At 69.0% G+C, this 22,246-nt stretch carries 22 protein-coding genes; 13 read left to right on the forward strand and 9 right to left on the reverse strand.

The annotated features are described in order from the left end of the window. Nucleotides 1–12: 12 nt before the first annotated feature. Both coaBC and metK read left to right on the forward strand, forming a co-directional pair. Nucleotides 13–1,254 carry a bifunctional phosphopantothenoylcysteine decarboxylase/phosphopantothenate--cysteine ligase CoaBC gene (gene coaBC, locus FHU31_RS14195; protein WP_167159211.1) on the forward strand — a complete coding sequence of 414 codons (1,242 nt, stop codon included), beginning with the start codon at nt 13–15 and terminating at the stop codon, nt 1,252–1,254. Nucleotides 1,255–1,365: 111 nt separating this feature from the next. Then, entirely contained in the window at nt 1,366–2,574 is a 1,209-nt protein-coding gene (gene metK, locus FHU31_RS14200) for a methionine adenosyltransferase (RefSeq protein WP_167159213.1), read from the forward strand. A gap of 19 nt (nt 2,575–2,593) precedes the next feature. Here the strand turns inward: metK and FHU31_RS14205 are convergent, their stop codons facing one another. Together FHU31_RS14205 and FHU31_RS14210 are read right to left on the reverse strand one after the other, a co-directional pair. Further along, nucleotides 2,594–4,525 carry a pyruvate kinase gene (locus FHU31_RS14205; protein WP_167159215.1) on the reverse strand — a complete coding sequence of 644 codons (1,932 nt, stop codon included), beginning with the start codon at nt 4,523–4,525 and terminating at the stop codon, nt 2,594–2,596. Continuing rightward, entirely contained in the window at nt 4,483–5,100 is a 618-nt protein-coding gene (locus FHU31_RS14210) for a hypothetical protein (protein WP_167159218.1), read from the reverse strand. Before FHU31_RS14210 ends, FHU31_RS14205 begins: the two co-directional genes overlap by 43 nt. Before the next feature lie 255 nt (nt 5,101–5,355). On the opposite strand from FHU31_RS14210, the gene FHU31_RS14215 reads away from it, so the two are divergent. Continuing rightward, nucleotides 5,356–5,979 carry a DUF5994 family protein gene (locus FHU31_RS14215; RefSeq protein ID WP_167159220.1) on the forward strand — a complete coding sequence of 208 codons (624 nt, stop codon included), beginning with the start codon at nt 5,356–5,358 and terminating at the stop codon, nt 5,977–5,979. A 30-nt stretch (nt 5,980–6,009) separates the two neighbouring features. On the opposite strand, the gene FHU31_RS14220 is transcribed toward FHU31_RS14215, so the two are convergent. From FHU31_RS14220 to FHU31_RS14240, 5 genes are all read right to left on the reverse strand, one after another. Continuing rightward, on the reverse strand, nt 6,010–6,666 hold the full coding sequence (locus FHU31_RS14220) for a cysteine hydrolase family protein (RefSeq protein WP_167159222.1): 657 nt from the start codon (nt 6,664–6,666) through the stop codon (nt 6,010–6,012). Between the two features lie 119 nt (nt 6,667–6,785). Next, on the reverse strand, nt 6,786–7,772 hold the full coding sequence (locus FHU31_RS14225) for a zinc-dependent alcohol dehydrogenase family protein (RefSeq protein WP_167159225.1): 987 nt from the start codon (nt 7,770–7,772) through the stop codon (nt 6,786–6,788). 96 nt (nt 7,773–7,868) lie between these two features. Beyond that, nucleotides 7,869–8,234 carry a hypothetical protein gene (locus FHU31_RS14230; protein ID WP_208410231.1) on the reverse strand — a complete coding sequence of 122 codons (366 nt, stop codon included), beginning with the start codon at nt 8,232–8,234 and terminating at the stop codon, nt 7,869–7,871. Nucleotides 8,235–8,262: 28 nt separating this feature from the next. Continuing rightward, on the reverse strand, nt 8,263–9,222 hold the full coding sequence (locus FHU31_RS14235; RefSeq protein ID WP_167159227.1) for an alpha/beta hydrolase: 960 nt from the start codon (nt 9,220–9,222) through the stop codon (nt 8,263–8,265). A 3-nt stretch (nt 9,223–9,225) separates the two neighbouring features. After that, nucleotides 9,226–10,206 carry an alpha/beta hydrolase gene (locus tag FHU31_RS14240; RefSeq protein ID WP_167159229.1) on the reverse strand — a complete coding sequence of 327 codons (981 nt, stop codon included), beginning with the start codon at nt 10,204–10,206 and terminating at the stop codon, nt 9,226–9,228. Here FHU31_RS14240 and FHU31_RS14245 point away from each other — a divergent pair. After that, nucleotides 10,205–10,903, forward strand: coding sequence for a lysoplasmalogenase (locus tag FHU31_RS14245; protein WP_167159231.1), 699 nt, complete (start codon nt 10,205–10,207; stop codon nt 10,901–10,903). The genes FHU31_RS14240 and FHU31_RS14245 overlap by 2 nt on opposite strands. A gap of 38 nt (nt 10,904–10,941) precedes the next feature. Next, a complete protein-coding gene (locus FHU31_RS14250; RefSeq protein ID WP_167161036.1) occupies nt 10,942–12,888 on the forward strand; it encodes a primosomal protein N' in 1,947 nt (648 codons plus the stop codon). Nucleotides 12,889–12,930: 42 nt separating this feature from the next. Here the strand turns inward: FHU31_RS14250 and FHU31_RS14255 are convergent, their stop codons facing one another. Together FHU31_RS14255 and FHU31_RS14260 are read right to left on the reverse strand one after the other, a co-directional pair. Next, complete coding sequence (locus FHU31_RS14255; protein ID WP_167159233.1) at nt 12,931–13,971, reverse strand: FAD-dependent oxidoreductase; 1,041 nt, start codon at nt 13,969–13,971, stop codon at nt 12,931–12,933. Between the two features lie 157 nt (nt 13,972–14,128). Continuing rightward, nucleotides 14,129–15,067: a LysR family transcriptional regulator gene (locus tag FHU31_RS14260; RefSeq protein ID WP_167159235.1), complete on the reverse strand. Its 939-nt coding sequence runs from the start codon at nt 15,065–15,067 to the stop codon at nt 14,129–14,131. Nucleotides 15,068–15,261: 194 nt separating this feature from the next. Between FHU31_RS14260 and FHU31_RS14265 the strand changes: the two genes are divergently transcribed. The 8 genes from FHU31_RS14265 to ribD all read left to right on the forward strand — a co-directional run bounded on the left by FHU31_RS14265 (nt 15,262) and on the right by ribD (nt 22,232). Then, the gene (locus FHU31_RS14265) at nt 15,262–15,444 is read left to right on the forward strand and encodes a hypothetical protein (protein WP_167159237.1); all 183 of its coding nucleotides are present in this window, start codon (nt 15,262–15,264) and stop codon (nt 15,442–15,444) included. Nucleotides 15,445–15,494: 50 nt separating this feature from the next. After that, complete coding sequence (locus FHU31_RS14270) at nt 15,495–15,698, forward strand: hypothetical protein (protein WP_167154310.1); 204 nt, start codon at nt 15,495–15,497, stop codon at nt 15,696–15,698. Between the two features lie 97 nt (nt 15,699–15,795). After that, a complete protein-coding gene (locus tag FHU31_RS14275; protein ID WP_167159239.1) occupies nt 15,796–17,607 on the forward strand; it encodes a DUF2207 domain-containing protein in 1,812 nt (603 codons plus the stop codon). A 7-nt stretch (nt 17,608–17,614) separates the two neighbouring features. Beyond that, complete coding sequence (locus tag FHU31_RS14280; protein WP_167159241.1) at nt 17,615–18,151, forward strand: LemA family protein; 537 nt, start codon at nt 17,615–17,617, stop codon at nt 18,149–18,151. Nucleotides 18,152–18,170: 19 nt separating this feature from the next. Beyond that, a complete protein-coding gene (gene fmt, locus FHU31_RS14285) occupies nt 18,171–19,106 on the forward strand; it encodes a methionyl-tRNA formyltransferase (RefSeq protein WP_167159243.1) in 936 nt (311 codons plus the stop codon). After that, the gene (locus FHU31_RS14290) at nt 19,103–20,503 is read left to right on the forward strand and encodes an RsmB/NOP family class I SAM-dependent RNA methyltransferase (protein WP_167159245.1); all 1,401 of its coding nucleotides are present in this window, start codon (nt 19,103–19,105) and stop codon (nt 20,501–20,503) included. The genes fmt and FHU31_RS14290 overlap by 4 nt, the downstream gene beginning before the upstream one ends. Before the next feature lie 17 nt (nt 20,504–20,520). Next, entirely contained in the window at nt 20,521–21,228 is a 708-nt protein-coding gene (gene rpe, locus FHU31_RS14295; RefSeq protein WP_167159247.1) for a ribulose-phosphate 3-epimerase, read from the forward strand. Further along, nucleotides 21,225–22,232, forward strand: coding sequence for a bifunctional diaminohydroxyphosphoribosylaminopyrimidine deaminase/5-amino-6-(5-phosphoribosylamino)uracil reductase RibD (ribD, locus tag FHU31_RS14300; protein WP_167159249.1), 1,008 nt, complete (start codon nt 21,225–21,227; stop codon nt 22,230–22,232). The genes rpe and ribD overlap by 4 nt, the downstream gene beginning before the upstream one ends. Nucleotides 22,233–22,246: the final 14 nt, after the last annotated feature.

The following is a 22,246-nucleotide window of genomic DNA, read 5'->3' on the forward strand; positions in this document are numbered from 1 at the left end:
GCGGCGCGAGACATGACCGACCGCAAGCGCATCGTCGTCGGCGTCGCCGGCGGTATCGCCGCCTATAAGGCGTGCACGGTCGTCCGCCAGCTGACCGAGGCCGGGCATTCCGTTCGCGTCGTCCCCACCCAGTCGGCTCTCAAATTCGTCGGTGCCGCCACCTTCGAGGCATTGTCGGGCAACCCGGTGCACACCGGCGTCTTCGAGAACGTCGACGAGGTACCGCACGTCCGCATCGGCCAGGAGGCCGATCTGGTGGTGGTGGCCCCGGCCACCGCCGACCTGCTGGCCCGCGCGGTCGCCGGCCGCGCGGATGACCTGCTCACCGCGACCCTGCTGACCGCGCGCTGTCCGGTGTTGTTCGCCCCGGCCATGCACACCGAGATGTGGTATCACCCCGCCACCGTGGACAACGTGGCCACGCTGCGCAGGCGGGGCAACGTCGTGCTCGAGCCCGCCTCCGGCCGGCTCACCGGCGCCGACACCGGTCCGGGCCGGCTGCCCGAGGCCGAAGAGATCACCACCCTGGCCGGCCTGCTCCTGGAGCGCGCCGATGCCCTGCCCTATGACCTGGCGGGGGTCAAGGCACTGGTGACTGCCGGCGGCACCCGTGAGCCGCTGGACCCGGTCCGGTTCATCGGCAACCGCAGCTCCGGGAAACAGGGCTACGCGATGGCCCGGGTGCTGGCCCAGCGGGGCGCCGACGTCACCCTCATCGCCGGGAACACCACGGGTCTCATCGATCCGGCCAGTGTGCACGTGGTTCACATCGGCTCAGCCAGTCAGTTGCGTGACGCGGTGTCCAAACACGCCCCGGACGCCGGCGTCCTGGTGATGGCAGCGGCCGTCGCGGATTTCCGGCCGGCGCAGGTGGCGACCGCCAAGATCAAGAAGGGCGGCGCCGGCGAGCCCAGCTCCATCGACCTGGTGCGCAACGATGACGTCCTGGCCGGCGCGGTGGCGGCCCGCACCGAAGGTCAACTGCCGAATATGCGGGCCATCGTCGGGTTCGCGGCCGAGACCGGCGATGCCAACGGTGATGTGCTGTTCCATGCCCGCACCAAACTGAAGCGCAAGGGCTGCGATCTGCTCGTGGTCAACGCCGTCGGCGACGGTAAGGCCTTCGAGGTGGACGACAACACCGGCTGGCTGCTGGCCGCCGACGGCACCGAGTCGGCCCTGCCGCACGGGTCGAAGACTTTGATGGCCAGCCGTATCGTGGACGCGATCGGTGCGTTCCTGAAGACGGAGTGATCCCGCTGGCATCAACCTGCGGGTAAGGCTTGCGTCGGCCCGGGGGGTGCGGGTTGGCTGCCAGTGAGCGTGTATACGATTCGACTACCTAACTACTTGGAGGATGACACTGTGAGCGCAGGTCGGCTGTTTACCAGCGAGTCGGTCACCGAAGGACACCCCGACAAGATCTGTGACGCCATCAGCGATTCGATCCTCGACGCGTTGCTGGCCGTCGATCCCAAGTCGCGCGTGGCGGTCGAGACGGCCGTCACCACCGGCCAGGTGCATGTCATCGGTGAGGTGACCACCTCGGCCAAAGAGGCGTTCGCCGATATCAACAACATCGTGCGCGAACGCATCCTGGAGATCGGCTACGACTCTTCGGAGAAGGGCTTCGACGGCGCGACCGCCGGCGTCAACATCGGTATCGGCCGCCAGTCGCCCGATATCGCCCAGGGCGTCGACACCGCACACGAGACCCGCGTCGAGGGTGCCGGCGATCCGTTGGACCTGCAGGGTGCCGGCGATCAGGGCCTGATGTTCGGCTACGCCATCAAGGACACCCCGGAGCTCATGCCGCTGCCCATCGCGCTGGCACACCGGTTGGCCCGTCGGCTCACCGAGGTCCGCAAGAGCGGAGTGCTGGACTACCTGCGCCCCGACGGCAAGACCCAGGTCACCGTGCAGTACGACGGCACCACCCCGGTGCGACTGGACACCGTCGTGCTGTCCACCCAGCACGCCGCCGGTATCGACCTGGACAACACCCTGGCCCCCGATATCCGGGAAAAGGTCGTCAACACGGTCCTGGCCGACCTCGACCACGACACGCTGGACACCTCCGATTTCCGGCTGCTGGTCAACCCGACGGGCAAGTTCGTGCTCGGCGGCCCGATGGGCGACGCCGGTCTGACCGGCCGCAAGATCATCGTCGACACCTATGGCGGCTGGGCCCGCCACGGCGGCGGCGCGTTCTCGGGCAAGGATCCGTCGAAGGTGGACCGCTCGGCCGCGTACGCGATGCGCTGGGTGGCCAAGAACGTCGTCGCGGCCGGCCTTGCCGAGCGCGTCGAGGTGCAGGTCGCCTATGCGATCGGCAAGGCGGCCCCGGTCGGCCTGTTCGTCGAGACGTTCGGATCCGAGACCGTCGACCCGGCCCGGATCGAGAAGGCCATCACCGCGGTGTTCGACCTACGTCCCGGTGCCATCGTCCGCGACCTGGATCTGCTGCGTCCCATCTACGCGCCGACCGCCGCGTACGGCCACTTCGGCCGCACCGATATCGAGCTGCCGTGGGAGCAGCTCAACAAGGTCGAGGAGCTGCAGGCTTCCGTCTAGCGGTCACCCGCCCGAGCCGTCACGTAGGTGATGGCTCGGGCTGCCACGAGTGCAGGGACGGCAATAGGGCTGTCTTCTTGTAGTGATGGTCCGCCATGCGTTTCAGGATGTCGTCGAGGACACCGACGGCGTCCTCGATGTGCGGTCCCTTGTTCAACATCACGCACTCCGCGCGTTCGCTCATCGCGGCGTCGCTGATCTCGGCTCGGGACGGATTGCCGGTTCTGGCGAGTTGTTCGAGGACCTGGGTCGCCCAGATCACGGGCAGGTGCGCCGCTTCGCACAACCACAGAATCTCCTCCTGCAATTCGGCGAGGCGTTCATAGCCACACTCCACGGCCAGATCGCCCCGCGCGATCATCACCCCGACGCGCGGGTGCCGCATGAGGGTGAGCAGCAGTTGCGGTAGGTGCTCGAACGCCTGGCGGGTCTCGACCTTGAGCACCACCCCCAGTGATCGGCCGCCGAGGCGTGCCAGCTCATCGAGTAGCTGTGCGATATCGGAAGGTTCACGCGCGAAGGACATCTCGACCAGATCGGCCAGCTCCACCACGGCCGCCAGGTCCGCGATGTCCTTGTCGGTCAGTGCCGGGATTGCGAGTTCGATGCCGGGTACGTTCACCCCCTTACCGGCGCGCAGACGCGATCCGCCGTCGGCGGCGTGCTCGATCTGCAGACGCAGTACTTCAGGCCCGGTGTCGACGATCCTGCCCCGTATCCGGCCGTCGTCGAGGTGCACCGTCTGTCCGACGCACGCGCGGTCGAACAGTTCGGGCAGTGTGCAGCCGATCCGGGGAATCCCGCCGTCCAGGACAGGCGCGGGCGAGCAATCCTTGGTCAGTTCGAGGATGTCACCGCGATGCAGGACCAGGCTCTGCTCGATCGGGGGAATATCACCCAGCGGCGTGGCATCCTGGTCACCCTCGACCTGCAGCATCGTTGCGGCGCCGAGGTAGGTGGTCCGCTCGACGGTGGCGACGAATCCCTCAGGTGCGCTTGCCGATTGGCCCACGGCGCTGAGCACCATCCGGCGCTTGGCGCCGCGGGTGTCCCTCAGGTGCACGATGTCCCCGTCGTGGCGGCGGGTGAGCCACTGTTCGCTCACCGGTAGTGACACCATGCCCGGCTCCGGTGGTGCGGTGGGGGATTCGGCTGCGGTCAACCATGCCCTCGCTACGCCGACGATCTGACCGAGGGCGTTCTTGGCGGGCTTCAGCTTCACCACCCGCGGTCCCGGCTCAAGCGGGCCGGTCCGCAACTTGGGGCCACCCAGGTCCATGGCGATCATGCATGTCCGGCCGGTGCTCGCGGCCGCCTGAGCGACGTGCTGCGCCATGGCGCGCCACGCCGTCGCATCGTCGTGCGCGCAGTTGATACGTGCCACATTCATGCCCTGCTCGACCAAGCTGCGCACCAGGCGGGCGTCGGTCGCCGCCGCCGACGGCAGCGTGACCATGATCCGGGTGGTGCGATCGGCTGGGTCGGGTCCGAGCAACTCCCGCGTTCGCTGCTGCAACAGTTCCGGGCCCTGGTTGATCGGCACCCCACCCATGATCGGCTGATGCCACACGTCGTCGAGCGTGGCGCAGATCGCCGCCCTGACCAAGTGCAGGGTGGCCTCGACATGTGGTTCGCTACGGCCCAGCGACGACAGTCCGAACGACGACAGCCGGGCCTGCAGCTCGCGCAGATCGCATTGCCGTATCGCCCAGTACTGCACCATGTTTCGGGCACTGGACTGGTACTGCGGCGCCACGTCCGCGAGCCAGTGCGACCATGTCGACTCGGCCTCGGGTAACCGTCGCAACAGGGCGTCCACGTCGTCGCGGATCTCAAGCAACTGCTGCCGGGCGTACTCGGCGTCGCTCTGCGTCTGCGGCACGGGGTCATCGCCGACCGTGATGGCCACTATCGGCTGCCTGATATGGGTGCGGGGTTCGGTGGTGGGCATGCTTCGGCGTCATCCTTGATCTGTTGCAGCGTGGCTCGCAGGATGTGGGCCACGAATGGGCGGATGAACCACCAGTACCGCAGGAAGCGGCGGCGTGAGCCGGGGTCGGTGGTGGACGTGCGGCACTCGTAACTCAACAACGAGGCCGACTCGCCGTACGGGCGCACCGACAGGTTCGCCGCGATCTTCCCCCAACCCGATTCGGCGAAGCTGCGGAACTCCTCCGGGGTAACCGGATGCCATTCGATGACGGGTTGCCAGAATCTTCCCACCGCACCGAAGGCGAACTCGCGGTCCGGCTGCACGCCGAGCACCAGCCATCCCGGTAGCGCCATGTCCTCAAGTACCAAGCGGGGCAACGGTGCAGGGCTGCGCCCCTGCCATCGGGCGGGCAGCCCGCGAATCCAGAACGACAGTGTGAGCACGGGCGTGCGCACGGTGAGCAGGTCCAACTTCCGAACGGCGGTGAAGGTGGTTCCCGGATCCGCCTCTACCACCGTGTGTTCGGCGATCACGACGTCATAGGTGGGCATCGCTGATTCGATCAACATTCGATGGATGTCGGCAGCGGCCACGCCGTAATCATCGACCGAGCCTGCCGGGCACACCTAGGGTCCAAAGTCCCGACGTCGGGTGTTCTGCGTCACGTACTCGAGCCATGCGCTTTGCTGATCCCGGGTACCCGGGCAGCGGGCCCCCTATCGGCGAATAATGTTCAGGGACAAGTGGTTTGCCGTTCACCTGTAGTTCAGGAAAGCGCGTGGGAGAACGGCCGCCTTAGGGACTTTGGACCATAGACTCGGTAATCCTCCTCATTCATGCTTTTGCGCATGAATGACACACTGCCCCGGTTACGGCTGACGGGAAGACGAGCTCCGTCCGAACACATCGACGGCGCGTGGTGGCCGACATCGAAACGATTGGCAGACGAGCTTCCCGCCCTGATGGCCGCGGTGAGCGACGTCATGCCGCACATCGCCATGGTGGGTTACCGCCGCGACGGATGGATCGCGCCGCCGAGTCTCACGCTCGACGGCGCGCACCCGGTGGAGTTGTTGGAGTTCGTCAGCAGCGAGCCACCCACGGTGATTCTGATCGGCGAGGATGGTCACCACCTGACTTTGCGCATCATCGATCCCGACACCGACGAGGGTCAGGCGCAGCGGTCGCTGGCCGAAATCCCGCGACGGACCGCGGATATCGCGCCGGCGGGCGGAGTACATGCACGCTCGGTCCACGAGGTGGCGAAGAAACTGGCCGAACACGAGGGCCGTAACGACCCCGCGCGTGACGCCCAGATCCTGCAATGGTGCCAAGATGCCGCCGTCCAGTTCGACGAGGCCCGCATCCAGACGTTCGTGCCCATTCTGGTCGAGCACATCGTCAACAATCGGATCCACCACGAACACCACTCAGCGACGGTATCGATGGATCAACCGGCCGCCACGGAGTGACCCGGTCCCATAGCCGCCCGGCGCACTCGGTTAGATCGCGGCCCGCATGGCAGCGACGACATCGTCGGTCCAGACCACCCCATGGGCGAGAAAGGCGTAGTTGATCAGAGCTGCCTGATAGCCATCCCCCCACTCGGGGTGGCGCGGGCCGGCGACGGCATCGCGAATGACGTAAACCTCGAAGCCTTGTTCGAGCAGATCGCGCAGGTGCGATTCGACGCACATATTCGCGAGCATGCCGCCCAGCAGAACTTTGTTGATTCGGCGTTTCCGCAACTGCAGCACCAGGTCGTTGGTCTGCGAACCGAATACCTTGTGCGGGCTGACGACGACCGTGGCCGGGTCGTTGATATAGGGCTTGAACTCCTCGAGCCAGTCCGCTCCAGAGCCGGGGAGCCCGTCCAAGTTCAGGGGTCCCGGCCGGTCGAAGGTGCCGGTGCGTAGTTCGTCGGCCTCCAGTGAGCCGTTGAAAAGCCAGCGGTGATCGGTGGGATAGAAGTAGTGCGGTGAGATGAACATCCCGAACGACGCGGCCTGCGCGGCTTGGAAGATGGCGAGCATGTGCGCGACGGTGTTGTTCTCGGTGACGCTGGCGCCGGTGGCCGCCCAGTTGATCCCGGTGGGGCTCAACACGTCGTTCTGCGGGTCGATGAACACCACGGCGGTGTCGCTTCGGTTCCAGTCCATCTGCAATGCCTCTTTTCTGGTTGGCGGGCGAGTTCGGGCGGATGTCTCGTCGATGATTGCGCCGTTGGCGGCCGTGCGAGGTACCTGCCGGCTGGTAGGCGTGGTACGCCGCAAGATGGCTAGGCGTGCGGCTGCACCACCACTTTGCCTGTGGCAGAGCCGTTCTCGACGACCTGATAGGCATCGTTGACCTCGCCTAGTGCGAAGGTCGCCGAATGTAGCCGAGGGACCAATCGTCGCGCGTCGGCCAGTGCGGCGGCTTGGGCCACGATGTGCCCGTGGTGTTCGCGACCCTCACCGGTCAGTAGTGGAAGCAAGGTGAACACGCCGGAGTAGGTGGCTCCGCGGAAGGATAGGGGTGCCAGACTGTGTGTGCCCCAACCCAATGCGCTGACGACGTGTCCGGTGTAGCGCTTGACCGCGGTGAAGGAGGCGTCGAGGGTGGCGCCGCCGACGTTGTCGACGACGATGTCGAAGCCCTCCCCGCCGGTGTGTTCGTCGACGTAGTCGTCGACGGTACTTGCCGTGTAGTCGATGGGAGTCGCGCCGACCCGGCGGATCACCTCCTGGCTGGCGGGCCCCCCGGTAGCGAACACCTGCGCGCCGCGGGCGAGGGCGAGCTGCACCGCGAGGTACCCCACCCCGCCGGCGCCGCCGTGAATCAGCACCTGGTGGCCCGCAGCGACACCGGCACGGTCGACGAGCCCTTCCCAGGAGGTGATGAAGCCCAGCGGAATCGCCGCGGCCTGCTCCATCGACAGCGCTGTGGGCTTATGGGCGATCAACCGCGCGTCGACCGTGGCCAGCTCGGCCAGTGAGCCCGCCACGCCGCCGACTCCGCCGGTCATGCCGAATACCTGATCGCCGACGCCGAAGTGATCGACCTCTGCCCCTACCGCCTCCACCGTCCCGGCCATATCGATGCCGAGAACGGCCGGTGGAGCCATCTTCGCGTGCGCCGCCGCGCCTCGGCGGATCTTGGTGTCGAGCGGGTTCACCCCGCTTGCCGCGACCCGCACCAGGACTTCACCGGGACCGGGTGCCGGATCGGGGATCTCGCTGATCTGCAGCGGGGCGTTGTAAGCGGTCAGGACTGCAGCGCGCATGACTTCTCCTCGGACTCAGCCTTAATCTTCACCCCAGCAGTGGATACACCGCCGGCTGGGTCTCATGATGGTGCCCCTTTCTCACGTGAGAGTGGTCTAGTCGAAGATGAGGACGAGTCGGCTACGGAAGCCACCCTTTTCGAGTGCACGGTGCACCGCGGCGGCATTCGCGGCGGGCAAGGTCTGCACCACCCGCAGCGTGATCTGACCCTGCTCGGCCAGCACGCGGAGGCCGTCGAGCTTGTCGGTTGCGTGGGTGTAGTCGGGCACCCACACGTCGCGGATCGTGATGCCGCGTTCGGGATGCAGGTCGGAGGTGCCGCGCTCGCCGGGACGACGAACGACCGCGAGCTGACCGTCGTCGATCAGTGTGGGCAACACCTCGTCGCCCTGTATGGCCGCGTCGACGACGGCGAGGTATTCGGCGTAGGCGCCACCGGAGTCGACTGGACAATTGAGCACAGCGCAACCGCGCGTGTTCGTGATCCGCCTACCCGTGCAGCGCCGCCCGCAGGGCGGTGAGCCCGCGCTCGGTGGCCTCGGTCGCCGCGGGAGAGGCCAACGCCAGGCTGACGTACCCGTGCACCATCGTCGGTTCATTGCTGTGCTGCACGGAAACCCCAGCGGCGGTGAGCAGTTCGGCGTATCTGCCGCCGTCGTCGCGCAGCGGGTCATGCCCGGCGGTGCCGATGAACGCCGGTGGCAGGTCGGCCAGCGATGCGGCGTTGGCCGGCGCCACGTCGGTGGGCAGCGCGGCCGGATCGTCGAGATCGACCCCCGGCAGATACCAACTCAGGAACGCGTCGCTGACCGCCTGGTTGAGGATGTAGGCGTCGGCGTTCTCGAGGAAGGACGGGGCGCTGCGGTCACCCACGGCGACCGGGTACCACAGCAGCTGGAACACCAGCGGTGGCCCGCCGGCGTCGCGGGCCCGCAGCGCCATCACGGCCGAGAAGTTGCCACCCGCGGAGTCGCCGGCCACCGCGATGCGGGCCGGGTCACCGCCGAGTTCGGCGGCGTGCTCGCCCACCCACCGCAGTGCCGCCCAGGCATCTTCGACACCCGCCGGGAACGGATGTTCCGGTGCCAGCCGGTAGTCGACCGAGACGACGATGGCCTCGGCGCCGACCGCATGGGCCCTGGCCACGTGGTCGTGGGTGTCCAGGTCACCGATCGCCCAGCCGCCGCCGTGGTAGTACACGACCACCGGCAGATCGTCGTGCTGCTCCACCGGCGGCCAGTAGATCCGCACCGGGATATCGGTGAGCTCCCCGTATCCGACGGTGCGTTCCTCGATCCGCAGCTGCGGTAGCAGTGCCGACGGCGGTTTCACCGCGCGCAGCCGTTCGCGGGCCAGCTCCACCCCGTCCTCCTGGGTGAACTCCAGGGGCACGGCATCGAGCAGGGCCTTCAGGTTCGGATCGACATCGGGCCTCGTCGTGGACGTCATACGTCAGGCTAACGCGGCCCGCAGCGCGGCCAACCCGCGGTCGACGGCGTCGGTCGCGGCCGGCACCACCCCGTGATAGCCGAGGTAACCGTGCACCAGGGTCTGGGCGTGGTGGACCTCGGCGGGCACACCCGCGGACTCCAGCAGTTCGCCGTAGCGCACACCGTCGTCGCGCAGCGGGTCGTAGCCCGCGACCGCGATATAGGCGGGTGCCACCCCGGCCAGGGATTCGGCGCGGGCCGGGACCAGCGTGGCCGGTGGGTTGCGCAGGTCGGTGTCGCCGGCGTACAGCAGGGAGAACCCGCCGATATCCCCCCGGCCCAGGATCGGGGCGTCGGCGTTCTCGCTGAACGAGGGGAGTGAGGTGTCCCAGGTGGTGGCCGGGTACCACAGCAGCTGCAACCGCAACGGGATGCCGGCGTCGCGGGCCAGCAGCGCCACCACGGCCGCCAGGTTGCCGCCGGCCGAATCACCGGCCACGGCAAGGCGTTCCGGATCGGCCCCGAGCTCACCGGCGTGGGCGGCCACCCATTGCGTCACCGCCCAGACATCGTCGACGGCGGCCGGATACGGATGCTCGGGGGCCAGCCGGTAGTCCACCGACACCACCACCGCACCGGCGGCGACGGCGTGTTCGCGTGCGGTGCCGTCGTAGCTGTCCAGGTCGCCGATCACCCAGCCGCCGCCGTGGAAGAAGAGGGTCACCGGCGGGCGGGAGCGGAGCGACTCGGGGATCGACACCGGCGGGCGGGACCCGGACTCTGTTGCCCCGGTGGTGTCAGGCCAGTAGATCCGGACCGGCACGTCCGCGATGATGCGGTCCTCGGTCCGCAGGTCCGGGTGCACCGGGCGGCGCGGCAGCGCCCGGAACCGTTCCCGGGCCGCCTCCGGACCACCGTCCATCGTCAATTGGAACGGCACCGCTTCCAGTACCTTTTCCAGAATGGCGTCCAGGGCGGGTCTTTCGGTACCGGATTCAGGCATGGCAACACCGTACGCAGCGCGCGCGACCCGGCTGCTGTGGGTGCTGGCGCTGGTCGCGGGTGCGGGCTACGGCGTCTTTCTCGTGACGGTGGCGGCCCGGGTCCCCGCGGGCGCCGAACTGACCGGACAGTTCGCGCTACAACCCGCGGTCAAGGCCGGTGCGGCCGTGCTGCTCGCGGCGGCGGCACTGTGGCATCCGGTCACCCGGGAGCGGCGCTGGCTGGTGCCGGCGCTGGGCTTCTCCGCGGCCGGGGACTTCCTGTTGGCACTGCCGTGGTGGCCGCCGTCGTTCGTGCTGGGCCTGGCGGCCTTCCTGCTGGCTCACCTGTGCTTCCTGACCGCGTTGTACCCCTTGGCGCGGCGCAGTCCGGTGCGCCTGGCGGCCGCCGGGGCGGTGCTCGTCGCATGCGTGGCACTGCTGGTGTGGTTCTGGCCGAGTCTGCTCGCGCAGGGGATGGCGGCACCCGTGGTGGTCTATATCGGTGTGCTGGGCGCGATGGTGTGTGCCGCGCTGCTGGCCCGGCTGCCGACGCCGTGGACGGCGCTGGGTGCGGTGTGCTTCGCGGTGTCCGACGGGATGATCGGGATCAGCAAGTTCGTGCTGGGGTCCGAACAACTGGCGGTGCCGATCTGGTGGGCCTACTGCGCGTCGCTGTTGTTGATCACCGCCGGCTTCTTCTTCGGCCGCGAGCGGTGATACCCGCCGAGCACGAACCGATCGCCCGGGTGCTGCCGATGCTGTCGGTACCGCACCTGGATCGCGAGTTCGACTATCTGGTGCCCGCCGACCAGTCCGATGACGCCCAGCCCGGGGTCCGGGTCCGGGTGCGTTTCCATGGTCGGCTGGTGGACGCTTTTGTTCTCGAAAGACGCTCGGACACCGACCATTCCGGGAAGCTCGGTTGGCTGGACCGGGTGGTCTCGGCCGAACCGGTGCTGACCCCTGAGGTGCGGCGGCTGGTCGACGCGGTGGCCGCCCGCTACGCCGGCACCCGGGCCGATGTGCTGCGGCTGGCCGTGCCGCCGCGGCACGCCCGGGCCGAGAAGCAGGTCACCGCCGAGCTGCCGCCGCTGGCCGAGCGGGTCATCGACGAATCCGCCTGGGAGGCGTACGGGCGCGGCGGACAGTTCCTGGCCGCGATCCGGGAGGGCCGCGCCGCGCGTGCGGTGTGGCAGGCGCTGCCGGGGGAGAAGTGGGCGCAGCGGCTCGCCGAGGCGGCCGCGGCGGCGGTGCAGGGCGGGCGCGGTGCGCTCATCGTGGTACCGGATCAGCGCGATGTCGACGCGGTGCACACCGCTGCCCTCGAACTGCTGGCCGAACCCGAGGTGGTCGCGCTGTCCGCGGGGCTCGGCCCGTCGCAACGGTACCGCCGCTGGCTTTCGGTGCTGCGCGGTCAGGCCCGGCTGGTGATCGGCACCCGCAGTGCGGTGTTCGCCCCGGTCGCCGACCTCGGCCTGGTGGCGATCTGGGACGACGGGGACGACACCCTGTCCGAACCGCGGGCCCCGTACCCGCACGCCCGTGAGGTGGCCATGCTGCGCGCACATCAACTGCGCTGCGCGGCGCTGCTCGGCGGCTATGCCAGAACGGCCGAGGCGCACGCCCTGGTACGCAGCCGCTGGGCCCATGACCTGGTGGCCACCCGGACGGTGGTGCGGGCCCGGGCACCGCGGGTGGTCGCGGTCGACGACAGTGCATTCGACCAGGAGCGCGATCCCGCGGCGCGCACCGCGCGGGTCCCGTCGATGGCGCTGCGGGCGGCCCGCACGGCGCTGGCGGCCGGCCATCCGGTGCTGGTGCAGGTGCCGCGCCGCGGGTACATCCCGGCACTGGCCTGCGCCCGGTGCCGCACCGTGGCCCGCTGCCGGCACTGCACCGGGCCGATGTCACTGCCCGACCGCGACGCCCACGGTGCGGTGTGCCGCTGGTGTGCCCGCACCGAACTGTCGCTGCGGTGCGTCAGTTGCGGGTCGGATGCGGTGCGCGCCGTCGTGGTCGGGGCCCGCCGTACCGCCGAGGAACTGGGCCGCGCGCTGCCCGGGTCGGTGGTCATCACCTCCGGCGGCGATGCGGTGCTGTCCACGGTGCGCGAGGGCCCCGCCGTCGTCGTCGCCACACCGGGCGCCGAGCCCATCGCCCCGGGTGGCTACGGGGCCGCGCTGTTGCTGGACGGCTGGGCGCTGCTGGGCCGCCAGGATCTGCGCGCGGCCGAGGACGCCCTGCGCCGCTGGATGGCCGCGTCCGCCCTGGTGCGCAGCCGCGCCGACGGCGGCATGGTGGCCGTCATCGCCGAGTCGGTGATTCCGACCGTGCAATCACTGATCCGCTGGGATCCCTTGGGCCATGCCGAAACCGAGCTCGAGGCGCGCACCGAGGTGGGGCTGCCGCCGGCCGTGCATCTCGCGGTGCTCGACGGGACCCCCGACGCCGTCGCCGCGCTGCTGGACGCCACCACGCTGCCCGCCGGCGCCGAACCGCTCGGACCGGTGGATCTGCCGCCGGGGGCCCGCCGCCCGCCCGGTGTCGCGGTGGACAGTCCGATCAGCCGGATGCTGGTGCGGGTGCCCCGTGACACCGGACTGGAACTCGCTGCCGCCCTGCGCAAGGCGATCAACACGATGTCTGCCCGCCACGATCAGCAGCCGGTGCGGGTGCAGATCGACCCGCTGCACATCGGGTGATCACCGGAGGACGGCCTACTGCCGCATGCGTGCTGGTCACCGTCAGGCGCCGTAGCGCAACCAGATGGGCAGGCACGCGTCGAGTTGTTCGATGAACTTCTCCAGACCGACCCGGTGTTCACCGAATCCGGTGGGGTCCACCCGGTAACCCGGAAAGGCGATACCGATACCGAACAGTCCCGGCGCGATGATGCCGTTGGACGCGTTGTGTTGCAGCGGTCCCCACTGCGGCGCGTCGATCCGCCGAGGCTCGAACCCCACGGTGTAGACCACCTGATCGCAGCGGCCCAACAACTCGTCGAACCGCGGGTCGCCGACGTGGCAACGCTCCAGTCGCTCGGGCAGCTGCCCGTCGAGATTCTCCCGGGCCCATTGGGCCGCATGGCCTTTCAACCCGGTGTCGTCGAACAGTGTCCAGTCGCCGAACTCGACGGCGTACCGGAGGGGATGCTGGTAGAAGTTGACGATCTTGGCCACCGGTTGGCGCAACAGATTGGGCAACACCAGCATGGTCGAATGCGATGAGCCGAACACCGCGACCGTCGCACCCTCGAGCGGCTCTGCGCCCAGCTTGTGCACGTCCACGGCCACCTCGAGCGGAATCTCCCGGACGCCTGGGTAATCCAGGCTGCGCGCGTCGGACCCGATGGCCAGCACCACATTGTCCGAGGTGAGGACCGACCCCTCGGTGTGCACCGCCCAGCGCCGCTGATGTAACTCCAGGCGGGTGGCGGTGGCCTTGACGGTGACGACCCGCTCGGCCAGCCGGCCGGTGATCCACTGCAGCGGCTCGGCGACGGCGCCGAGCGAACACGTCTGTCGCGGATCGAATCCCCGGATCGCGAAATCGGGGCCCTGCCGGAACTGGAATGCCGAGCTGGCTTCCAAGAAGTGCGTGAAGCCACTCACCCGGGTGTTGCTCGAGACGACGGACCATTTGACCCCGAAATCGCCGACGGCGAATTCCGGGTCCACCCAGGCGATTTCGTCAGGTGCAATACCGCTGTCGATCAGGCGGCCAACCGTGGCGATCCCGGCCGGTCCGGCTCCGATGACCGTCCACCGGAAGTGCGTCGGATGCATGATTGTGGCTCCTTCGATGCGAAGTCGGCGACTGCACTGCCGTGCTGGTCGCGTGGTGCCGTCGAGCACCACGTCTTCATCCTCGGATCGCGCAGCGGCCGGCGGTACCGGCGCCGGCCTTGTGGACCCACAAATGACGTTTGTGGGACGACCGGACTCAGGTCTGCATGGTGCCGATATGGCCGAGGAGATCGCGAACCGCACCGGCCGGGGGCGTGCGTCCACCGATCCAGATGGCCCGAAGGTCCCGGCGCAGATCCAGCTCGGGGATGGACACCTCACGTAGCCGTCCGAAGGCGAGATCGTCGGCCACCGTGAGCCGGCTCATCACCGCGGGTACCTGGCTGGCCAGTACCGCCGCGCGAACGGCAGCCGCCGAGGACAGCTCCATCAGGGGAGTCACCTGGTCGGTGGGGTCGTAGCCGGCCCGCTGAAAGGCCGCGATGAGCGAGTCCCGGGTGCCCGATCCCGCCTCACGGCAGATCAGCGGGGTCTGCGCCAGCTCGGTCGGGGTGATCGCCCGGGTCCGCCGAGCCCATGTGTGGCCGGCGGCGACCACGACCACCAGCTCATCGCGGGCGACCACCCGGGTGCGCACTCCGGAGGGCACGGCGGGACTCTCGACGAACCCGACGTCGGCCGCGCCCCCGGTGACATCGGCGATGGCGTGATCGCTGTTGGTGGCGGTCAACGTCACCTCGGGAGCGGGTGCCCCGCTTCGTACCGCCGCGGCGCGCAGTGACACCAGCCAGCGCGGCAGCAACTGCTCGGCGACCGTCTGGCTGGCTGAGATCTTGATACGGCTACGGGACTCCGCGCGCAGCGAAGCCAATCCGGCATCCACGTGCGCGGCGACGTCGAGCAGTTGACGGGCCCATTCGGCCACGACCACACCGGGTGGCGTCAGCTGTGAACCACGCGGTGTGCGGACCGCGAGCTTCACACCGGTCTGCGCCTCCATCGACGCCAGCCGGGCCGACACGGCCTGCTGGGTCAACCCGATCTTGCGGGCCGCCGCGCCGAGGCTGCCCGTTTCGGCGATGGCCACCAGAACCTCGAATTCGGCGAGGTTTGGCATGCGCGAACTCAAAGCCATGCACTCGATGAAAGCACAAGGCGCGACACCGCGGATGGATGAGCTCGCATCGGCGCGGTCAGTCACAACCAGAGGTTGTGAACCGACAGGGACCGGACCACTACTGCGGCCCTCGATATCGGCGAATCGTGAATATCGCTACCGCACAACCGATATAGGAGGAACCAGAGATGATTCGCAGTAAGAAGGCAACGATGGCAATGCTGGCACCCGTGGCCGCGGCCGTGGCGATCGCGCTCGCACCCGCCGGCGGCGTGGGAGTCGATCCCGGTACGACATACGGCACCAACCCGACCACCTCCACCGTGCCCACCTACCAGGTGGACAACCAGGACGAGGTGGATACCTCCGGCGGATTCGTCGATCAGGCGTTCTGAGTACCGCTCACCCCAGACCCGCAACCACACCACTCGAACAAAGGAACATCATGAAGATCACGTACATCGGAGTACTCGTCATGACCGCCGCAGCGGTGATGATCGGCGTCGCACCTGCGGCCGACGCGGAAGTGGACGTGACCCAGCACGTCGGGCACGCGGAGATCGTCGCGACGCCGGGGCCGGCCGCCGACCATGCGGCCCAGCTCCAGCAGCCTTTCGGCGGCGCACCGTTTCTGGTATTCCACCACTGACTCGGCCGGTACCCGGCTGCGCCGGTCGGGCCGGCTGTATGGGCAAAACGGCGCACGCCACATAAGGTAGGGCACAGCCAATGCACAGGAGGTGGGTATGGGGCGACTGTTCCGATGGTCGATCCTGTTGGTGCTCATCACGTTTGGCTTCCTGTGGCCGGTGATCTTCAGCGGCGGCGCGGGCTCCGCGACCACCGTCGACGACCCGGTGGAGATCGCCGACTACACCGCCTCCTACACGGTGGACGCCGCCGGCCGGCTCGATGCGGTGGAGACCATCACCGGCGAGTTCCCCAGTGGCCGGCACGGCATCTTCCGCTACTGGGACGTCGCCAACCCCAACAGCCCCCGGGTGCGCCAGGTGCCGCAGATCGAGTCGATCCTGATGGACGGCGAGCCCGCGCCGTACCGGATGCTGTGGGAGGACGGCGAGCGGTTCCGGGTGGCCAAGATCGGCTCGCCGGACGTCACCCTGGACTGGGGCAGGCATGTTTTCGAGATCCGCTACCACATCGACGGGGTTCTGGACCCGGGAAAGGTGGGCGCGGACAAGCGTTTCGCGTCGACGACCGGCCGAGCCCTGGCCGAGACCGCCTTTTACTGGAACGTGATCGCGCCGTCCTGGAACAACATCATCCACCGGGTGAACATCACGGTGACGCTGCCGGCGAATGTCGTCGGTGCCCAGTGCTCGGTGGGCTTCGGTGCCGGCCGCGAGTGCACCGATCTGACGGTGCGCGGTGACACGGTGACGCTGCGGGCCACCGGATTGCAGCCCCGCACCCCGGTCACCCTGCGTGCCGGTATCGACATGCCCACCCCGGCGCGCACCCAACTGCTGTGGCCCTACCAGTACGACCGGGTGCTCGGGCAGTCGCCGGTCCGCGTGGTCGTGCTGATCGGGTTGTCGGTGCTCGCCGGTGCGGCCGCGGTGTGGGCCCACCGCACCACGGTGGAGCCCGCGCCGGGATTTCCGCTGCAGTACGCGCCCCCGCCCGGCCTGGGGCCGGTGCAGTGCGAGTACATCCGCACCGAGGCCGTCCCGAAAGACGGTCTGACGGCGACGCTGTTCTATCTGGCCGAGCGCAAGCTGGTGGATCTGCGCCAGGTCAACGAGAAGCAGTGGAACGTGACCGGTATCGCCAAGCCCGCCGATTGGGCCGACGTGGACCAGGTCAGCGTGGCGGTCGGTTCGGCGCTCAAAGTCATCGGGCAGGGCACCGAGTTCGAGGCCAAGAAGACGGCGACGGCGGGTAAGAAGCTCAGCAAGGCCAAGACCGATATGGCCGAAGCCGTCCGCGAATGGGCGACCGAGGACGGTCTGGTGGTCGCACGCCGGAAGGAACTGTGGGTACGCGCGGCCAACGCGGTCGCGGCGATCCTGATGGTGTGTGGTTTCTTCCGGTGGGGTTTCCCGATCACGCTGTGGGCGTTGCCGTTCGTGGTGTTCTTCCTGCTGTCGGTGCGTTCGTGGTCCGCCGGTGTCGGCACCCGGCGCACCGAGGCCGGGCGTCAACTGTGGTCGCAGGCCGGTGGCTTTCACCGCCTGCTGGCCACGGACTCGGCCGAGACCCGTTTCGACTTTGCGGCCCGCAAGGATCTCTACACCGCCTACGTGCCGTTCGCGGTGGCCGCCGGAGTCGCGGCGCTGTGGGCGCAGAAGTATCAGACGGCGACGGGAGCGGTTGCCCCGCAGCCGGATTGGTATCACTCGTCGTCGAATTCGACGCGTGACTCGGCATCGTTCTCCGGCTCATCTGGACCGAATTTCGACAGTTTCGAATCGGCGTTGTCGTCGTCGATCGGTGCGTACACCGCATCGCAGTCATCGTCCTCCTCGAGTGGCAGCAGTAGCAGCAGCTCCAGCGGGGGTGGCGGCGGCGGTGGCGGTGGAGGAGGCTCGTGGTGAGGAAAACATGGTGAGATTCCTGCTGATCTTGGTGCTGCTGCTCGCGGTGGCGGTGCTGATCGGATTCGTGACGGGTTACAACAAGCTGCGCGGTGCGGATATCCGGGTGGCCGAGGCGCTGTCCGGTATCGATGTCGAGCTGACCCGGCGGGCCGCCCTGATCCCCAGCCTGGTGCACACCGTCGGGTCGTTCGCCGCCCATGAGAAGGCGATCCTCGACCACGTGACGGATGCGCGCGCCGAACTGACCGCGGCCACCACCGGAACCTCGGTGACCCAGCGCAGCGCCGCCGAGCGGCACCTGGACGACGCGGTCGGTCAGGTGCTCGCGCTCGGGCAGAGTTACCCGCAGCTCAACTCGTCGAGCAATTTCCTGGATCTGCAGCGCAATCTCACCGACACCGAGAACAAGCTGGCCTTCGCCCGGCAGTACTACAACGATGCGGTGGCCACCGTGAATCGGCTGATCGCCACCATGCCGTGGATGTTCGTCGCGCCGCTGGCCGGGGTGAGCGAGCGGGAGTTCTATCAGGCGCCGCGCTAGCGGGCCCTAGACTGTCTCGGTGCGTCTCGTCTTCGCCGGTACTCCGGAACCCGCGCTACCGTCGCTGCGGAAGCTCATCGACTCACCTCGTCATGAGGTGGTCGCCGTGCTGACCCGCCCGGATGCGGCGGCCGGGCGGCGCGGTACCCCGGCACCGTCGCCGGTGGCGCAGCTGGCGGCCGAACACGGTATCCCCGTCCTGAAACCGGCCAAGCCCAACACCGGTGAATTCGTATCGGAGCTGGCCGAATTCGCGCCGGAGGCGTGTGCGGTCGTGGCCTACGGTGCCCTGCTGCGCGACGAACTGCTCGCGGTGCCCACCCACGGCTGGATCAATCTGCACTTCTCGCTGCTTCCGGCCTGGCGCGGCGCCGCGCCGGTACAGGCCGCGATCGCCGCCGGTGACACGGTGACCGGGGCCACCACGTTCCTGATCGAACCGGCGCTGGATTCCGGACCGGTGTACGGGGTGGTGACCGAGACCATCCGGCCGACCGATACGGCGGGCGACCTGCTCGACCGTCTCGCCGTCTCCGGCGCTGGCCTGCTGGAAGCCACCATGGACGGGATCGCCGACGCCACGCTGGTGCCCAAGCCGCAGCCGGCTGACGGAATCACCGTGGCGCCCAAGATCACCGTCGAAGAGGCCCGGGTGCGCTGGGAGCTACCGGCCCACGCCGTGGACCGCCGGATCCGGGCCGTGACACCCAACCCGGGCGCCTGGACCACGATCGGGGACACCCGGCTCAAGGTCGGGCCGGTGACCGTGGACCAGGACCGACAGGGTGAGCCCCTCGCCCCCGGACAGTTCGAGGTGGGCCGCCGCGATGTGTGGGTTGGCAGCGGATCACATGCATTGCGGCTCAGCTGGATTCAGCCGCCCGGAAAGAAACCGATGAAGGCTGCTGACTGGGCACGCGGTGCTCGGCTCGACGAGGAGACGCGCGCACAATGAGCCGGTACCACGACCAGAACAAGCCCAAGCAACGCAAGGGTCCGCCGCGCAAGCCGCTGGACGCGGCCCGGCGGGCCGCCTTCGATGTGCTGCGCGCGGTCAGCGAACGCGACGCGTACGCCAACCTCGCCCTGCCGGCCCTGCTGCGCGAGCGCGGGCTCACCGGCCGTGACGCGGCGTTCGCCACCGAACTCACCTACGGCACGTGCCGGACCCGCGGCCTGCTCGACGCCGTGATCGTCGCCGCGGCCGGTCGGCCGGTCGACCAGATCGACCCGGTGCTGCTGGATCTGCTGCGCCTGGGTACCTATCAGCTGCTGCGCACCCGGGTTGACGCGCATGCTGCGCTGGACACCACCGTCGATCAGGCCGGCATCGAATTCGACACGGCGCGAGCCGGTTTCGTCAACGGTGTGCTGCGCACCATCTCCGAACGCGATGAGCAGTCCTGGTTGGCCGAGATCGCCCCGCCGGCGGCGTCGGATCCGGTGGGCCACGCCGCCCTGGTGCACGCCCATCCCCGCTGGGTGGCCCAGGCGTTCGTCGATGCGCTCGGCGCCGACGCCGGGGAATTGGACGAGTTGCTGGCCAGTGACGATGCGCGACCCGTCGTGCACCTGGCGGCCCGGCCCGGGATGCTCACCGCCGCCGAGTTGGCGGCTCAGGTGGGCGGCACCGTGGGCCGGTACTCGCCGTACGCGGTGTATCTGACCGGCGGCGACCCGGGTGAGCTGACGGCGCTGCGCGACCGCGCCGCCCAGGTTCAGGACGAGGGCTCACAGCTGGTGGCCCGCGCGCTGACCCTGGCCCCGCTGGAGGGCGAGGACGGCGGTCGCTGGCTGGATCTGTGTTCCGGGCCCGGCGGTAAGACGGCACTGCTCGCGGCGCTCGCGGGCGACCATGCCACGGTGACGGCGGTCGAACCCACGCCGCACCGCGCCGAGCTGGTCGAGCACAACACCGTCGGCCTGGGCGTGCGCGTGCTGCGCGTCGACGGCCGCGAATCCGGGCTGGAACCCGGCAGCTTCGACCGCGTGCTGGTGGATGCACCATGCACCGGGCTGGGCGCGCTGCGGCGCCGGCCCGAGGCGAGGTGGCGCCGTCAACCCGGGGATGTGCCCGCGTTGGGCAAGCTGCAGAAGGAACTGCTGGCCGCGGCGATCACCTTGACCCGTCCGGGCGGGGTGGTGCTGTACGCCACCTGCTCACCGCACCTGGCCGAAACGGTGGGCGTGGTCGCCGACGCACTGCGCCGCCGGCCCGTGCAGGCGCTGGACACCCGCGAACTGTTCGAAGGGGTGGACCGCCTGGGCGACGGGCCGTACGTACAGCTGTGGCCGCACCGGCACGGCACCGACGCGATGTTCGCGGCTGCGTTGCGGGTGAACGAATCCTGACCAGTACGCTAACCGGCATGGCAGGCCCATCTCCCGTCGCGTCGCTCGCCCCAGCCCCGCTCATCGCGCCGTCCATTCTGTCCGCCGATTTCGCCCGGCTGGCCGACGAAGTCGCCGCGGTGGCCGGTGCGGACTGGCTGCACGTCGACGTGATGGACAACCATTTCGTCCCGAACCTGACGCTGGGCCTTCCCGTGGTGGAGAGCCTGCTCAAGGTGACCGATATCCCGATGGACTGCCATCTGATGATCGACAACCCCGAGCGCTGGGCCCCGCCCTACGCCGAGGCGGGTGCCTATAACGTCACCTTCCACGCCGAGGCGACCGACAATCCGGTCGCGGTGGCCCGCGATATCCGCGCGGCGGGTGCGAAGGCCGGACTGAGCGTGAAGCCGGGCACCCCGATCGACCCCTACCTGGAGATCCTGCGCGATTTCGACACGCTGCTGGTCATGTCGGTGGAACCGGGCTTCGGTGGACAGAGCTTCATCCCCGAGGTACTGACCAAGGTCGGCATCGTGCGCCGTCTCGTGGATGCCGGGGAGCTGCGGATCGTGGTGGAGATCGACGGCGGGATCAACGCCGACACCATCGAGGCCGCCGCCGAGGCGGGTGTGGACTGTTTCGTGGCCGGTTCGGCGGTGTACAACGCCGACGATCCCGCGGAGGCGGTGCGGCGGTTGCGCGCCCAGGCGGCAGCGGCGTCGGGTCATCTGACCCTATGACGTTCGGGGCCGTCATGCGCCAGGCCATCGAGTGCTCCGAGCAGGTGAAGGGGAACACGTACCCGAATCCTCCAGTGGGCGCGGTGATCCTGGACGCAGACGGGCAGGTGGCCGGTATCGGTGCCACCGAACCGCCAGGCGGTGCGCACGCGGAGGTGGTGGCGCTGCGGGGAGCGGGGGAGCGCGCCCGCGGCGGTACCGCGGTGGTCACCCTCGAGCCGTGCAACCACCACGGGCGAACCCCGCCGTGCGTGGACGCTCTGCTGGCCTCCGGTGTGGCCCGGGTGGTGTACTCGGTCGGCGATCCCAACCCCGAGGCGGCCGGTGGTGCCCAGCGCCTCGGTGCGGCCGGTGTCGAGGTCGTCGGCGGTGTGCACGAGGCCGAGGTCGCCGCCGGCCCGCTGCGTGAGTGGCTGCACAAGCAACGCACCGGAATGCCGCACGTGACATGGAAATTCGCGACGAGCGTGGACGGGCGCAGTGCGGCCGCCGACGGCAGCAGCCAATGGATCACCAGTGCGGCCGCGCGACTGGATGTGCACCGGCACCGCGCGGCGGTGGACGCCATCGTGGTGGGCACCGGCACCGTGTACATCGACGATCCGACCCTCACCGCACGGCTGCCCGACGGCACCCTGGCCGAGAACCAGCCGCTGCGTGTGGTGGTCGGCGAGCGTGAGATCTCACCGGAAGCCAATGTGCTCAACGATGATTCGCACACCATGGTGATCCGGACCCGTGATCCCCACGAGGTCATGCGGGCATTATCGGACCGGACCGCGGTGCTGGTGGAGGGCGGACCGACGCTGGCGGGGGCGTTCCTGCGGGCCGGGGTGATCGACCGGATCCTGGCCTATGTGGCGCCGATCCTGCTGGGTGGACCGATCACCGCCGTCGACGATGTCGGCGTGCTCAGCATCGCGGGGGCCCAGCGCTGGCGGTTCGACGGCGTCGACACGATCGGTCCCGACGTACGACTGAGCCTGGTTCCCCGGGGTTCCTGACGTTCGCCGTGTGA

Origin of the sequence: Mycolicibacterium fluoranthenivorans (assembly GCF_011758805.1) — a bacterium.
Classification (GTDB): domain Bacteria; phylum Actinomycetota; class Actinomycetes; order Mycobacteriales; family Mycobacteriaceae; genus Mycobacterium; species Mycobacterium fluoranthenivorans.